This window comes from Halorubrum californiense DSM 19288 (assembly GCF_000336875.1).
GTDB lineage: Archaea > Halobacteriota > Halobacteria > Halobacteriales > Haloferacaceae > Halorubrum > Halorubrum californiense.
The window spans coordinates 71,297-85,644 of record NZ_AOJK01000063.1; the positions used below are offsets into that span (position 1 = coordinate 71,297).

Annotated in this window: 17 protein-coding genes and 1 pseudogene; 9 read left to right on the forward strand and 9 right to left on the reverse strand. The window is 53.5% G+C overall.

Annotation, left to right across the window (positions count from 1 at the left end; translation table 11 throughout):
- Positions 1-8: 8 nt before the first annotated feature.
- Entirely contained in the window at positions 9-566 is a 558-nt protein-coding gene (locus C463_RS12100; RefSeq protein ID WP_049905887.1) for a hypothetical protein, read from the reverse strand.
- An 88-nt stretch (positions 567-654) separates the two neighbouring features.
- Between C463_RS12100 and C463_RS18770 the strand changes: the two genes are divergently transcribed.
- The 3 genes from C463_RS18770 (at position 655) to C463_RS18005 (ending at position 3,293) form a co-directional block, all read left to right on the forward strand.
- Positions 655-1,500 (forward strand): hypothetical protein, encoded by an 846-nt coding sequence (locus C463_RS18770; RefSeq protein WP_152422417.1) that lies wholly within the window; start codon positions 655-657, stop codon positions 1,498-1,500.
- Positions 1,501-1,581: 81 nt separating this feature from the next.
- A complete protein-coding gene (locus C463_RS12110; RefSeq protein ID WP_080510846.1) occupies positions 1,582-2,997 on the forward strand; it encodes a lamin tail domain-containing protein in 1,416 nt (471 codons plus the stop codon).
- The gene (locus tag C463_RS18005) at positions 2,997-3,293 is read left to right on the forward strand and encodes a DUF3006 family protein (protein ID WP_008444162.1); all 297 of its coding nucleotides are present in this window, start codon (positions 2,997-2,999) and stop codon (positions 3,291-3,293) included. The genes C463_RS12110 and C463_RS18005 overlap by 1 nt, the downstream gene beginning before the upstream one ends.
- A gap of 112 nt (positions 3,294-3,405) precedes the next feature.
- On the opposite strand, the gene C463_RS12115 is transcribed toward C463_RS18005, so the two are convergent.
- The gene (locus C463_RS12115; protein WP_049905890.1) at positions 3,406-3,789 is read right to left on the reverse strand and encodes a hypothetical protein; all 384 of its coding nucleotides are present in this window, start codon (positions 3,787-3,789) and stop codon (positions 3,406-3,408) included.
- Between the two features lie 203 nt (positions 3,790-3,992).
- Here C463_RS12115 and msrA point away from each other — a divergent pair, with 203 nt between their 5' ends.
- Together msrA and C463_RS18775 are read left to right on the forward strand one after the other, a co-directional pair.
- Entirely contained in the window at positions 3,993-4,616 is a 624-nt protein-coding gene (msrA, locus tag C463_RS12120) for a peptide-methionine (S)-S-oxide reductase MsrA (RefSeq protein ID WP_008444163.1), read from the forward strand.
- Positions 4,617-4,872: 256 nt separating this feature from the next.
- The gene (locus C463_RS18775; protein ID WP_152422418.1) at positions 4,873-5,208 is read left to right on the forward strand and encodes a hypothetical protein; all 336 of its coding nucleotides are present in this window, start codon (positions 4,873-4,875) and stop codon (positions 5,206-5,208) included.
- A 143-nt stretch (positions 5,209-5,351) separates the two neighbouring features.
- Here the strand turns inward: C463_RS18775 and C463_RS12125 are convergent, their stop codons facing one another.
- The 4 genes from C463_RS12125 to C463_RS12140 all read right to left on the reverse strand — a co-directional run bounded on the left by C463_RS12125 (position 5,352) and on the right by C463_RS12140 (position 7,954).
- The gene (locus C463_RS12125; RefSeq protein WP_008444164.1) at positions 5,352-6,107 is read right to left on the reverse strand and encodes a glucose 1-dehydrogenase; all 756 of its coding nucleotides are present in this window, start codon (positions 6,105-6,107) and stop codon (positions 5,352-5,354) included.
- 550 nt (positions 6,108-6,657) lie between these two features.
- Positions 6,658-6,873, reverse strand: coding sequence for a hypothetical protein (locus tag C463_RS12130; RefSeq protein WP_008444165.1), 216 nt, complete (start codon positions 6,871-6,873; stop codon positions 6,658-6,660).
- A 214-nt stretch (positions 6,874-7,087) separates the two neighbouring features.
- The gene (locus C463_RS12135) at positions 7,088-7,501 is read right to left on the reverse strand and encodes a hypothetical protein (RefSeq protein WP_008444166.1); all 414 of its coding nucleotides are present in this window, start codon (positions 7,499-7,501) and stop codon (positions 7,088-7,090) included.
- A gap of 126 nt (positions 7,502-7,627) precedes the next feature.
- Positions 7,628-7,954 carry a hypothetical protein gene (locus tag C463_RS12140; RefSeq protein ID WP_008444167.1) on the reverse strand — a complete coding sequence of 109 codons (327 nt, stop codon included), beginning with the start codon at positions 7,952-7,954 and terminating at the stop codon, positions 7,628-7,630.
- Between the two features lie 77 nt (positions 7,955-8,031).
- Here C463_RS12140 and C463_RS19760 point away from each other — a divergent pair.
- Positions 8,032-8,229 (forward strand): annotated as a pseudogene (locus C463_RS19760) (MarR family transcriptional regulator); the annotation flags it as partial.
- Positions 8,230-8,389: 160 nt separating this feature from the next.
- Entirely contained in the window at positions 8,390-9,298 is a 909-nt protein-coding gene (locus tag C463_RS12145) for an ADP-ribosylglycohydrolase family protein (RefSeq protein ID WP_049905891.1), read from the forward strand.
- A gap of 118 nt (positions 9,299-9,416) precedes the next feature.
- Here C463_RS12145 and C463_RS18780 read toward each other — a convergent pair whose 3' ends face one another.
- Together C463_RS18780 and C463_RS18015 are read right to left on the reverse strand one after the other, a co-directional pair.
- Positions 9,417-10,802 carry a hypothetical protein gene (locus tag C463_RS18780; protein ID WP_152422419.1) on the reverse strand — a complete coding sequence of 462 codons (1,386 nt, stop codon included), beginning with the start codon at positions 10,800-10,802 and terminating at the stop codon, positions 9,417-9,419.
- Between the two features lie 13 nt (positions 10,803-10,815).
- Complete coding sequence (locus C463_RS18015; RefSeq protein WP_080510847.1) at positions 10,816-11,013, reverse strand: hypothetical protein; 198 nt, start codon at positions 11,011-11,013, stop codon at positions 10,816-10,818.
- A 136-nt stretch (positions 11,014-11,149) separates the two neighbouring features.
- On the opposite strand from C463_RS18015, the gene C463_RS18785 reads away from it, so the two are divergent.
- The gene (locus C463_RS18785; protein WP_152422420.1) at positions 11,150-11,503 is read left to right on the forward strand and encodes a hypothetical protein; all 354 of its coding nucleotides are present in this window, start codon (positions 11,150-11,152) and stop codon (positions 11,501-11,503) included.
- Between the two features lie 389 nt (positions 11,504-11,892).
- Here C463_RS18785 and C463_RS19455 read toward each other — a convergent pair whose 3' ends face one another.
- Positions 11,893-12,744 (reverse strand): tyrosine-type recombinase/integrase, encoded by an 852-nt coding sequence (locus tag C463_RS19455; RefSeq protein WP_204365875.1) that lies wholly within the window; start codon positions 12,742-12,744, stop codon positions 11,893-11,895.
- Positions 12,745-13,461: 717 nt separating this feature from the next.
- On the opposite strand from C463_RS19455, the gene C463_RS12155 reads away from it, so the two are divergent.
- Positions 13,462-14,310: a hypothetical protein gene (locus tag C463_RS12155; RefSeq protein ID WP_008444176.1), complete on the forward strand. Its 849-nt coding sequence runs from the start codon at positions 13,462-13,464 to the stop codon at positions 14,308-14,310.
- The last annotated feature ends 38 nt before the right edge of the window (positions 14,311-14,348 follow it).

Consider the following 14,348-nt stretch of genomic DNA (forward strand, 5'->3'; position numbering starts at 1 on the left):
CGATCTGATTATGAGTCTCCAAAATGGTCTTCTGCGATGTCTCTGAGTGACTCGTTTGGATGAGACTCCGTCGACGTGTTGTTGTTCTCTTTTGGCTTGGTAAGCTCACGAATTCGATCGACATCCGATTGGGGAATCAGCGTGATATTGAAGCCCTCTTGACCGCAGTACCGCATCTGCTCTGACAACGTGTCTCCGCCGATTTCTGCTTGGATATCACTGTAGGGAACCTTCGGGACAAGTTCTTGAACCGTCGAAAGTGTGAGCCTCGCGCCCTCGTGGTCATTAAGATCGATTTCACTGACGGTCAGTACATGACTCAGACAGGCCCCATGCTCGTCGACACTACTCGTACAATAGAGTAGTCCCTCATCACCAGCAGAAATTGTCTGCCAAGCCTCGTGCCTGCCGAATCCTTCCTGTTTCCAAAATGGGCTCGCGTTGAAGTATTCCCTGTGGCGGAGAGGTTCATCACAGAATCGCGGCCCTTTGGCTCCTTCAATATAGGCAGGGGCAGCCTTTTCTTCGATGGGATGGCCGCTCACTTGAATCAGAAACGCCGTCATAACACACACCACCTCCGGTAGTCTCAAAAGAGTACGTGGCTGACAGACTTCTTGATATTTTTCCATCTGACTTGGCTACGCCACGGAAATGAGTGGAGTCCAACCAGTATCTACGCTCAAACAGTCGGTAGAGGCGACGATATTGGCTGGGGTGGGTGGTCTCCTTGTTGCGATCCATCTGTTGTTTCCTGCGTCACTCCGGACAGAGCTTGCGTTCACGTATGGGGAGCCGTCGCTGGTGTCAGCATGGACCGCGGCAGCGGTCCACGATAGTTGGTCGCATCTCGTGTCGAACGTTGCGTGGTACGGTGTTGTGGTCGGTTCGACATATGTACTGCTCGCCAAGCGAGGACGTCGACGCACGTTTTGGCTCGCTACCGCTGGGTGCGTTGTGGTTGCGCCGCCAGTGACGAAGCTCGTTGATTACTGGGTACTCCTGCTTCAGTGGGAAGTCGTTGCGGGAATCACGACGGCAAGCGGATTTTCTGGGGTGGTGAGTGCGTTCGGTGGAATGTTGTATGTAGTACTGCTTGGAACAGTAACCGCGTGGTACGGGTATGCGGCTGGCGTGGCCGCGTCAGGGACAGTGACAGCTGCGTCACTCACCGTGCTGTCGGTCACATCCGATGTGCTGCCGGAAATCGCAGGAATCACCCTGGCGGTGACGAGTGTAATTCTGTTTGTAATCGGGGCGTATCACAGAGCTCTAATTCAACGGATGCGACGTGCCTGGGCCCACGATCGTGATGCGGGGGTGCGTGTGGGTATCGGGTGGGGTGTCGTGGTGGTTCTGATTGCCGTGTTATTCCAAGTTGAACTCGATGCGACCCGTCGCTTCGTGAACGTCGTTGCGCACGGCACAGGATTCACGACTGGGATGATGGTGACGCTTAGTGTCATCTCTGGCAGGAGAGTACTGGGTGATCGAAACTAGAGCTCCACAGCCGATACGCATTGATCCTACGATGAGTACGCCACCCGGAACGCTCAACACGCTCCCGGCAGACTGGTGTGTATGAGACGCGGGGTGCTGTTGGTTGTCGTCGGGATAATGGTCGTTCTCGCTGGTTGTGCGGGTGCGGTCCCTGGTGATTCGACACCCGGAGAGTCCACACCAGAGAATAACACCGAATCTGTAGCGACGACAAACGGAACCGTCGAAGTCCACTACATCAATGTCGGCCAATCAGTGAGTACGCTCATTATTGAGCCGGATGGAGAGACGATGCTCGTTGATACTGGCCACTACAACGATGACGGCGAGTACGTCATCGACTATCTACAACGCCACGACATTACGCGGATCGACCATCTCGTCACGTCACACAATGATGCGGATCATATCGGTGGAAACGCAGCGATCATCGACTATTACGAGACGGAAGCTGACGGAGTCGGTGCGGTGTACGATCCCGGAATTGCCGCGAGCACACAAACGTACGGCGAGTACCTCGATGCGATCGAGGAACACGATGTGACGCTGTACGAGACGCGAGAGGGTGATTCGCTTGCGTTCGGTGCGGTCACCGTTGATGTGCTAGGGCCACCGGAGCCGTATCTAGAAAATGAAGCGCGCAACGAGAACAGCATCGTGTTGAAGCTCACGTACGGCGAGACGAGCTTCCTGTTGTCTGGTGATGCTGAAGACGACCAGGAAGCATACCTCGTTGAGAGGTACGGCGAGCAGTTACAATCCACGGTGCTGAAAGCCGGACACCACGGCTCTGCGAGTTCATCGAGTGAAGCGTTCCTTGATGCAGTACAGCCGGAAGCGGTTGTGGTGTCAAGCGCGTATGATTCGCAGTACGGGCACCCGAACGATGAGGTGCTACAGCGATTGTCAGATCGGTCGATCCCGACGTATTGGACCGCGACGCACGGTGACATCGTACTTGTGAGCGACGGGAGCGCAGTCTCCGTTCAAACCCAGGCGGCTGCGCCGACAGACCCGCTCGCGCTTCGTGATGGAGACGCTGTCGAGCCAGGGACGACCGGCGCGGTGACTGAGCGTGACCGGCTTGGCGGGGCTGGGACCGGTGCGATTGATTCCGGGGGGAGCGATGACTCTATAGAAGCTGATGACAAGACATCGACTGGGAACGCGACACTCGCAGTCGCAGAGGTCAACGCCGATGCAGAAGGTGATGATCGAGAGAATCTCAATGACGAGTACATCGTCTTCGAGAACACGGGAGACGACACGCTTGATGTCTCCGGGTGGACGGTCGCTGATGACGCTGGGCACACCTACACGATCCCTGATGGCGTCACGATCGGCCCAGAAGCAACCCTAACGCTTCGAACCGGGAGCGGGACCGGTACGGAAACCGAACTGTACTGGGGGTCCGGCTCTCCAATATGGAACAATAATGGCGATACAGTGATAGTCACAACTGATGATGGAGAGCGTGTCGTGGAGGAAAGATACTAATGCCGACAGTTGAGCTACCTGACGGCACGTACACAGCTGTTATCGACAACGTCGAAGACAGCTACGCAACCGTATTTTTCGAACGCGATGGAGACGAAGTTGGGAATGCTGTGATCGACGCGGCACAGTTCCCTACAGATGCGCAGCACGCCGACGCAATCCTCACAGTAACGCTTCGTGATGGAGACATTGAGGAAGCAGTGTACGAGCCTGAAGAGACAACAGAACGATCCTCGGCAGCGCAAGATCGGTTCGATCGACTGTCAAAACGACCACCGTCTGATGACGGTACCTGACCAGGGTTGACCGGTCTACGGTGTGTTGAGCGGCTTTTTTGGACTTGTTAGCCAGTATAAATTGTGATTCAGCGTGGCTAATACGGGAGAGTTACAGCATCTGATATCGATCTTAGTTTTCAGACTTCTCTTTTTCAACTGGCCAAATATCAATCAAGAACTCGTCAACTAGATCTTTTGTATATCCTTCTGCCCAATCAATTGGTTCCATAGGGTCATCACCTCTATCATACGTAGTTTTGATGCCACCGTCGATCACGTACAGATCGCCGGGTTCGGTCCATTCTGTGGAATAGAATATCTCACCTTTGTGAGAATAATTTCTCTTCTCTTGTAGTGTATCATTATGTATCCGAATAAGATAGTCGGCTCTTTTACTACCGATCTCCGCTTTGCTCGCAGCTAGTAATTTACCCTCAATTTCTTTGTACTCATCAGTAACAAGTTCAATTGTGAGGTCATCATAATCCACTTCAGACAAGTCTTCTTCTGCCATATATTCATATTCATACTGACAGTACATAAATCCCGTTTGTTTAGAATATATTCTCGTTGATAGCCTCTACACCCTGGGTAGACTCTCGCTGCCGACTGCGCCGAATCTCGACACTCAGCATATACGGCTGCGAGCCTGACTGGTGGTAGATGCGGTGGGATCCACGACCCGCGCTCCGGCGACTCTCGAGGCTGGTGACTCCAATGACTCTCACACAAATACAGATACGCGAGTACGACCGCCGTGCGATGGATAGTGCGGACACTGCCACGGCGACGTTCGGAATCGGCTGTTTCTGGGGGCCTGATGCCCAGTTCGGTGCGATGGACGGCGTCGTTCGCACCCGTGTCGGCTACGCCGGCGGGACAAAACACGATCCAACGTATCAGGCGTTAGGCGACCACACGGAAGTGGTCCAAGTCGAATTCGATCCCGACACGGTAGCGTATCGAGACCTCCTGAATCGGGTGTTCGAGTCGCACAATCCACAGCACCAGACCAGAAAGACACAGTATCAGAACATCGTGTTCGCTGGGACGGAAGACCAACGAGCAGTCCTCGATGAATTTCTGACTACGCGAGGACTTACTGCCGATGGAATCGGAACGCGCATCGAGCAGCTCTCACGGTTCTACCCTGCTGAGGACTACCATCAGAAGTACAAGCTTCGGTCCGTCTCCTCGCTTATGGACGCGTTTGAGGCGGCGGGATACGGCGACGAGGAGTTGCGTGAGTCGCCGATCGCTGCAAAGCTCAACGGGTACGCTGCCGGACACGATGTGGCTATTGACGAGGAACTCTCCGCGCCCGACCGTGGGACAGCCTAGACATCACGAATTGGCTCTGATGAACCCGCAGAAGGCGAAAGAATCGAGCTGCGTGAGTCAAGTCAATCCTCAAGAGTTGGAATCAGTCGGCTCTGCTGAAATCCTCAGCGAGTGATACATTCTGACCCGGTGTTGGTCAATACAGATCTTATATCTATTTTTTCGATCTTCAGGTGATATGCTCCTTTGGTGAGTCTGTCGATCCCGCCTTCCCATCAGCGAAATGAATATTGGTCGGGATTCTGTAGACAAGCGTATGGACATTATTGGTATAGACACGAAGGATCCACGAACCCGTGTTCACATCCGCGCGGGTAGTTCTGATGGTGATGAGCTAGTTGCTTATGGATTAAGACGACACGTTGATCGACTCCCAGCCGACGCAGGGGAACGTATACGACGGGTTCTTTCTAATCACGATATAGAACAGTACCCCGAAGGAGCATACATCGGAACCTTCGGCGTAGAAAACTTTGAGGAGAAGAAGACGAGGATAATTCGGGATCACCGTGAGATTGTTTCTGACCCATACCCAAAGGATATTGAGCTGACTGAATTCCCGCCTGACGAGGGTCAGCTCTACAAATGGTAGTCGGTGAGTGAGGATGCCCAATACAGGAGAACTGCTTAGCGATAGATACAGGCGTCATATTCGGCTATTTATTCTACTGCCTCCTTGATCCCCCACCAAGCGTCTACAGGAATCTGGGTGGGACGGCTATCAGGTAATTTACATTACTGGGCGAGCAAGCCGCCGTCGACAATGATCGGCTGTCCCATCACGTAGGACGCGTCCTCAGAACACAGCCAGACGACGGTATCAGCTATCTCTCGGGGGTCACCGAGACGCCCTGCGGGGATCCCCGCAGTGATGCGGTCCAACTCCTCAGAGTTGTCCTCGCCCGCCTGTTGGACCATCGGCGTGTCGATGACGCCGGGACAGACAGCATTGAAGCGGATGCCGTCGTCAGCGTAATCAACTGTTGCCCGTCGAGTCAGTCCGATAACGCCGTGTTTGCTGGCGGCGTAGTGTGCGCTCCCGTTCGCGCTCACGCCGGCGACCGAGGAGGTGTTCACGACGGCTCCGCCGCTCCGTTTGATCATCTCCGGGATCTCGGCTTTCAGACACCGCCAGACGCCTTTCAAATTCACGTCGATCATTCGGTCCCACTCCGCCTCGTCGTACTCCGCGAGGCGAGTACCCTCGTCCGCGATGCCGGCGTTGTTGTGGGCGAAGTCAAGCCCACCATACTCGTCGAGCGCCGTCTGTACCATCGCGGCGACGTCGTCGGAGTTGGTGACGTCTGCCCTGACGAACGTCGCGTCGCCGTCGTTACTCTCGATCATCTCGGTCGTCTCGTGACCGCCGTCCTCGTCGACATCGGCGACGACGACCTTTGCCCCCTCTTCAGCGAACCGAAGCGAGGACTGCCGACCAATTCCCGATCCACCGCCAGTGACGACCGCGACTCCGTCCTGTATTCCGTTCATGATTTTAATCGCCACGTCGTTGGGCGTGGCTTGGTATCTATTAACAAACTTTCGTGATATATGTATCGGACATGTGAGTGAGAGTGAATTAAGTGATATTTGGCGCTAAGCTCCCTCTCTCAAGGAACAACGCAGGGAGCGAAGCGACCGAAGAGCACAGTTGGGAGGGGATACAGCGCCGCATGGTTCACAAACAGTTCACCGCTCGGCCCACAGGCCACAAAGGAGACACACCCTGACCGGCAGACATACATCGGATAGAAGATATATTACTATTATGACTCGAAAAGAAGCGCCTTGTCTCTACTGTGGGGAATCATTTGAATTTGTAGCAGGGGTTCATTTCAATCGAGATGACCATTTTGGAGACGCTACCGGATTTGAATCCTACAAAGATTGGGTAGCGAAAGAGTACGATCTTGATCGAAACCACGAGGTGTTTCACACTCCGGGAGCACTCACCAGACCAGCGGATTTTGAAAAATACGAACAGCTATTCAGATAAGAAGTGGTCCGTTCAGTGAGACAATCTAACACGTGATTCAGGGTGTCACCGCTCCCTAAACTCAACCGTGTAGCCGTTCTTGCGAAGTGCTTCAACAAGCTCATCATCGGGCTCGATTGTGAATTCGTGGAACGAGTTGGTCGGGCTGTCTGCCGAATACAGTTCTGAGTCAATATTCTCAGGGATCTCGTTCTGATGAGTATCCTCTTGGACAACAACCGGTTGGCTGGGAACTTGGTTGGAGCCGCTATCCTCTGTCATTTGAACATGTCTTGTAGCAACCGATCGGTCATTTGAATTCCGATTCTGGTATCCGTTGAACTGGCCAGTTCACAGGATAGCGGACGCCGATAAGAGACCGCTTTGGCACGGTTCAAGCTGTAGCTTTGATTTCGAGACATAGAACCAGCGACTCTATTGAAATCCCTTTATTCAGATAAATATCCACCTGAAACAGCTGGTCGCTGAAGAGTGCCTATCTAGCATCGTCGTCTTCGTCAACCCATGCTCCGATGAGTGTCTCCTCCCCCTCCTGCCGCCACAGGATTTCCACAACGTTCGTTTCCCACAAGAGTTGGAGCCGTATCTCATCGTCATCAATCGTGTCGCTTGGCTCCATCCCATCATCTAACTCAGACCATGCGATGGTGTCTGTCTCTCGGGACTCCCAATCAACAACAACCTCGCGGAAGTACACATCACCCGCTTGTAGGGTCTCCTGGCCACCTGTATGCTGAACATCTAATCTATTAGCCACATGGTCAGCACCCTGAAACTCAAAAGAAAAACAGGCGACCTCATCGCACCTCGTTATCCCATAGTAACCAAGAGCCCCGAATCCGACCGTTGCCGCACCGCCCAAGAGAATGACTCGCCGCTTCAAGGGCATACCTGAAACCACATAGTAGTGATAATAGGCTTTTTGACTATTTGTCCTTGTTCCGGTAATTCATTTGAGCTGGGCGTCGTTGGTAATTGCACCACCTGTACTGATCAGATGGGCAGATAACGAGCCTCACTCGCCACTGCTGCCCGTCAGGAATTCAGACGTGTCCTGTTTCATGGCCGCCTCGAACGACTCTTTTTCCTCGTCCATCCTATCGAGTTTCTCACCAAGAAGGACACGGGCCACGTCCTCACCGACCTCACCACGACTGTATCGTTCGTACACCGCAATCTTGTCTTGTTCATCTAATGACCGTCGGAGCATTTCGACCAGGCCGACGCGGGCGAGTTCGCTCACGTTGACACCACCGATGTGGATCTCATCGAGGAGTTCCGCGGCCTCTTTTTCGGCTCCGGCACGGAACTGAATCGTCTTGTCATAGCTTGATCCGCTCATACACTGACGTTCGACGTGGAGAGACACATATGTTATGACGAGTACTTACTTGTCATTACAAGTAGCCGAGACCACAGCAAACGGAGATCCATGAGGTGACAGGAATCAAGCGAGGGAGCGTCGGTGCCGTTCTCTCGCGTCTCAAGGACCGGTGCCTCGTGCGTCATTGCGGGAGATATTGGGCTATCGCCGAAGATGATCGTCTCGCCTCTTATGCGGCCCAGAGCGGAGCCAGTTCCACTTCGACGAGCGACGATTACTACGGTGAAGAATGAGTGGGAGCTACACCCGCGGGATGGTTGTCAAAGGCCCCTATTTGCTCGCCGGACACGACTTTCGCCCGTATGTGTGTCTGAGCGACGGCTTCCATCTATTTCCTGATGAAGAGGCACCCCTCACCCGACACTTTTCGTTGAGACCTGCGTTGTGTGCCGTATGGATATCGATCGAGCTCGTGGTGTTCTCTTTGGAGTGGCCAGTGGGGATGCACTTGGCCGGCCAGTTGAGTTTATGCCTGCGTCCGAGATTCGTGCTGAGCACGGGCGGCTCAACGAGATGATCGGACACGGAACGTGGAACCAGCCTGCCGGGACGATTACGGACGACACCGAGCAGGCGCTGTGTATCGCGCGAAGCCTCGTGGAGCAACAGCGGTTCGATCCCAAAGATATTGCCGAGCGGTTTGTCGCGTGGTACGACAGTAATCCGTTCGACATCGGGCGGATGACGATGAAGTCATTGAGCCGACTCAAACACGGTGACGAGTGGGACGAAGCGGGCCAGCACGTCTGGGAAAACAGTCCGGAGGGTCAGAACGCGGGGAACGGGAGTGTGATGCGATGCGCGCCGCTCGCCGTCCCGTACGCGGACGACTGGGATCGACTCGTAGAGGTGAGTCGGCAGTCCTCGCAGATCACGCACGCTGATCCGCGGTGTACGTACGGCTGTGCAATTCTGAACCTCACGGTGGCGGGCCTGCTCGATAACGCGGACACACCGTTACAGGATGCGCTCGACTACGTCGGTACAGATGCGCCTGCTGAACTGGTGGCGGCGCTTCAACCCCTCGCTCGTGGCGACTCGCCTACCGCGTTGGAGACATCGGGATACGTCGTACATTCGCTACAGACGGCACTCCACGATGGACTAGTCACAGAGAATGCCGAGGATGCGATCGTGACTGCGGTCAATCGCGGTGGAGATACCGACACGATCGGGGCAATTGCCGGTGCGGTCGCAGGTGCGCGGTTCGGGGCGTCACAGCTTCCGGACCGATGGGTGAGTGCCATCGATGAGGTGGGCGAACTCGAATCCTTGGCAGCGCAACTCAAGGAGATGGCGTGACAGTATCTGGTGTGTCGATGACTACCTTGAGTCGCTTAGTGACCTCAGCGACGGCGAGTGCGACCCTGAGATTCGACAGAATACATACCATGTCTAGAATCGGACGGTGAAACATGAGCTATTCTTTATTACTCTTAAAATCACTAAGATCTGCTTGTTCCTCAAAGTACTCCCCAACCTCAATAACCTCGGACATTACATCGGGTAATTCAGAAAGCGGGAGTAATTCCTCGAAATCTCGTGTGGCTAACGTTCGAATCGATTTCCGTTCTTCATCCTCTGTCCTGTAACTCATTTTCACTTGCCGCTCATCTTGTGTTCCCTGCTCTTCGGCCACCAGTTGTAATTGAACCTTGTTTTTTCGCAGGATCTGGTGGTATTGATTGTGCCATGTTTGGCGAAGGTTCTGAAGAGTAGGGTAGTTTCCATCATCGAGTCGTACTCCGGCCTCCTCACACAGAGCTTTTAACCAATTATTGAGTGTATTACCGCATCGAGATCCGGATTCCGAAGTCGTACTGGGGAAGGGCTTTCCGTTCCAATCTGACTGTGTTGCCTCCATATACTCTCGAAAGGCATCGAGTAATTCAGGATGCGCGAGAACCGGGACTTGGCCTGGCAGGTTCTTTCTCACGGGGAAGTCGATGTATGGATCATCGTCTAACACCCAGTCCTCTCGACATTGCGTCCGAATATACTCTTGAGAGCGAGGCCCGACACCGATACCAAGCACCACCAAAACCATCATGCGCACCTGCCACTCTTGAAGCCCATGACGCTTAGCTAGATTCTTAACCGAAACTGCGTGTACGTCACGGTCTGGCAGTTGTTTTAGTGTCTCCCACAATGTCCGGATTTGCTTATCAGTAAGCGGTTGGACATCTGTCTCTGATCTTGTATCAAAGTCATAATGGACTTCTACTTGGCTAACCGGATTCTGATCAATACGCGTTCGCAGCTTTGCGTACTCATAGAACTCTCTGAAATATCGCACATAATTTCCGGTAGCTCCACCTGATATCTCAGCCTTCAGTCTGTCTATAATCGCTTCTGTCTGCTTATTCCGTCGGTACTTTTCATTCTCTGTATCGTACCGAGCGAAGAATAAGAGATTATCCGTACCGTGAATATCTTGGGCCGTTCGCAGGACCGTTCTCAGTGCAGACTCAACCGTTGATAGCGTCGTGTCCGCATCATCATTTCGTTCACTCCGAGATTCTCGATACCCATTGAGCAGGCTAATCGTTTCTTGATGCTCAGTCGGCCATCTACTGTTCTTTTGATATCCAAAGCCTTGCTCTCGTAAAAACTCGTGTAGTGTCTTTTCATCCTCATAGTGCCGTTTTACTGCTCGGGTCAATCCCCGAGTTTCGAAGCCTTTCGCGTTGAGATATTCGTATGTTGGGAGTCGAGTTGGATCTAACGCATTAGCCCGCAACTGTTCTCGGAGCTCAACTGGGAACTGCTTCTCCAAGTATTCCTTATGATATTTTTCTGAGGGCATTTATTTGATGGACTTACTGCCCTCCCTCACTATGCTCTTGAAGTCGTTCAAGATCCTCAGTGATGGCTTCTATCGTTGGATCATCACCGTACTCCACGAGCGCCGCAAGAGCAAGCGCTCGTGGGAAGGTGTTAGACGAGTGCTTGATGATGCGGGTTAATTCCTCTGAATTTTCATTCACATACTGGTCCGGGTCAAGTGATTTTGACATACATCTGTATCTGAACGTGGGTAGTGTGATTGTTCGACAATGGAGTCGGCTCCATCCCCAAAAATTTATATGTGCTCACAATCCTCGAATCTGAATTCTTGTGAGGTTTTATAAGCGATTATTTCAAAACAGATCTATGAGAACGAGCGATATTGTTGATCTGCTCGACCTGAGGCCTGGGTACGAGGTCGTTTATCTACTGCTTCAATCGAGTAGACGACGTCAGGAGCTAGCCGAATACGCTAACACAAATGGTGGAATTCTTCAGAGATGGTTGGAGCGAGCAGAAGAGGAAGAACTCATTACAAAAGATGTATCGCTCCGTAATGAGGAGAAGTACGTAGAATATTCACTTAATTGTGTTATTCCTACGGAGTTACTGGCACCTATCGAAGCACGGGGGGGTTGTGGGCCTAGAAAGTCTCGGGACTCGTTTGCGGATGGTCCTAGCGGCCACCACTGGCTCGACGATCCATACTCTCTCAAATAGACAAACAATACTATTCTAACAGCGACCAGTTCTCGAACCTACTAAGGGTTGAATTGTAGTCACTCACTGAGGTGGGTGAACTTCGATTAATATGTATGTCCTAGAGAGTTCTCTGAAACTGAATCATATTCTCAATCATCATTTTCGGTCTGTTGTTGAACAACACGAAACTCTATGATCACCTGACCCAAGCGGGTATATTCGGTACTCCTCGAAAATAGCGACACCCAACTATTTCGCATCGCCTCTTCGTACTGTAGTTTTAATCTGTTCTATATTCGGTTCGGTGTCAGGACTAAACAAGAAAAACGAAAACAGCGTGAGCTAGACAGTTTAATCATATGAAATTCCACATTTCTGCTTCATACGTGTGGCCCTGTCGCTAACTCTCATTTATTGTCCGATTCAGATGCCTCAACGAAGTCACGGGCCGTGTCTATCACTTCTGCGTCACCGCCTAAAGTGTCTATAAGTGGCTCAATTTCTTCCACTGCATCGAGAAGCTCCGGGCTTTCTTTGGCAATTCGAAGAAGTTTGCGGCGCTGTTCGGACTCCTCTTTCTCCAATTTATCAACTGCCTCGGGTTCCATTGCCTGATTACACCAGACACAGAACGGTTCATCACGTGGAGTTTGCTTGTCGCACCGCGGACACGTTAGCGGCGTTCGATCTTCTGTTTTCTCGGTCTGCACGTCAAGCCCCTGAAGTTCAGCGTACTGGTTGTTCTCGTTTTCAGGACCGAACTCTGCGATGTACCGGCGAGCGTGGTCAGATGTCGATTTTCGACCCTGTCGATCGTTGATGAACGACTCGTTCGCCCCCTGTTTAGCGAGCCAGTACGTGTTTGATTTGCGAAAATTCGTTGGAGTGACGGGTTTATCGATGTCAGCACGTCGTCCCGCTTCTTTGAATCGACCGAGAAACGTCTGGTAACTCGCATTATCGTACGGATCGTCGAGGTTACACCATAGATACGCATCGTCATCATCCCGTCCGGGGTGCTCACTGAGCCATTGCTGTAAGTAAGGGACGCTGTTAATCAGAGTAACTGAATGCTCCCCTTGTTTTCCGTCGAGAATGATCTGAATCCCGTGATCAGCATCGTTTACCTGCCCAATCAGAGCTTCATGATTCTCTCCTCCTCGGGGACCGAGTTCGTGGGATACGGCGATGAGTGCCTTGTCCCGGCGGTTGGTCGTACCCTCAACAGCCATGTGTTTGGCTTCCTCCCAATCTAGCATATCCGACCGATTGGGCGAGGGATCGTAGGAGTNGTGCCTTGTCCCGGCGGTTGGTCGTACCCTCAACAGCCATGTGTTTGGCTTCCTCCCAATCTAGCATATCCGACCGATTGGGCGAGGGATCGTAGGAGTTGCTCGTGCCCGTTGGAACCCATGCTAACGACTCCGGAACTTCGTCCATCTTGAGCGTCCGTTTCCCGAAGATGCGGAGAGCGACACGATAATCTTGGTTCGTCTCTTCGCTGTACTCCGGTGTGTCTCGTTTAGTGTTGATCCACAGCAAGACCTTCTCAGCGTCGTCTCGTTCTTCTAAGGCACCCGCAAGACCGCCAACTTGCTCCGCCATGATGACACAGTGTCGGAGGAGTTTCTCATGCCGGTAGTCGGTATACTCTGAGTTGAGTAGGTCGATTTGACGACTAAACTCTAGGAGTTTTTCGGCATCATCCTCCGCTATTGTAGGTACGTCCGCATTTTCAAGCTCCTCGTCAGCAAGACCTGACCGTTTCTTGATTCGTTCTCTGAGGTTCTCAATACGATCTCGTGTTGCCATCTATGTTTATATATTTTATTTGCTGGGCTTTAACCCTTAGCCCTAAAGCCGGCCCTTGGCTTTCGTTTCTTCTCGGTAGCGGTCCGCATCGGTCCCACAGACTGACCCGCTTAGTAACCGTTAAACACCGGGTGACCCATGCGTCAACTATGCAACGACGCGCTGTGGCCGTGTTTGTCGCGCTGTTCCTCGCCGTCGCGGGCGTGGCGGGCGCGCTGACCGCGACGGCCGATAGTCCGCAGATTGCGTTCGACAATCCGGATGTCGACGCCGCACAAGGCGACACGATCGAAGTCGGCGGTGAGTCGTACGTGGTGGCCGACATCTCCGAGACGGAGGCGGGAGGAGGAGGGGGTCACGGCGGTGGGGGCGGCGGGGCCGTCATCACCGGGACGCTCGAACGCGAGTTCACGGCGGAGACCTCCGAAACGTGGGCGAATGGGTCGACCGTCTCCGTTGAGGACAGCGAGTGGCGCGTCGAGGTCGCCGGCGAGAACGCAACCGAGTTCACGCTCGTCGAGGTGCTCGACCGACAGGCGATCCTCGGGGCCGACGACGCAGCCGAAAACGAGACGGTCACGCTCGAGGACGGCGAGTACGTCGCGGTGACCGACGAGAACGGCGACCGGACGCTGGTGCCCGTCGACGAGTACTTCCCCGCGCCCGAAGAGCAGTCGTACGCGACGGGCGAGACGCTCGAGTACGACGGGCAGACGGTCACAGTGGACGATGTGACGGCCGACGGTGCGGTCCTCGTGTGGGAGACCACCCAGACCGAGACCGTCGAGGTCGGGCAGCATTCGGTGGTGACGTTCGGCGGCACGGACTACGTCGCGCACTTCCAAGACACCTCGACGCTTCAGATGTCGTCGGACATCGAGGCGTACGAGGCGCAGGTCTCCGAGATTGACCGGTTCAACCAGTACAACAGCGGCCTCTCGCGCATCCTCGTCCTCTCGGTCCTGTCGTCGATCATGCTCGCCGGGATGGCGTTCATCCCGTCGCGGTACTGATCGCCGACCGACATTTCGTACGATTCCGCTCGGCCGCC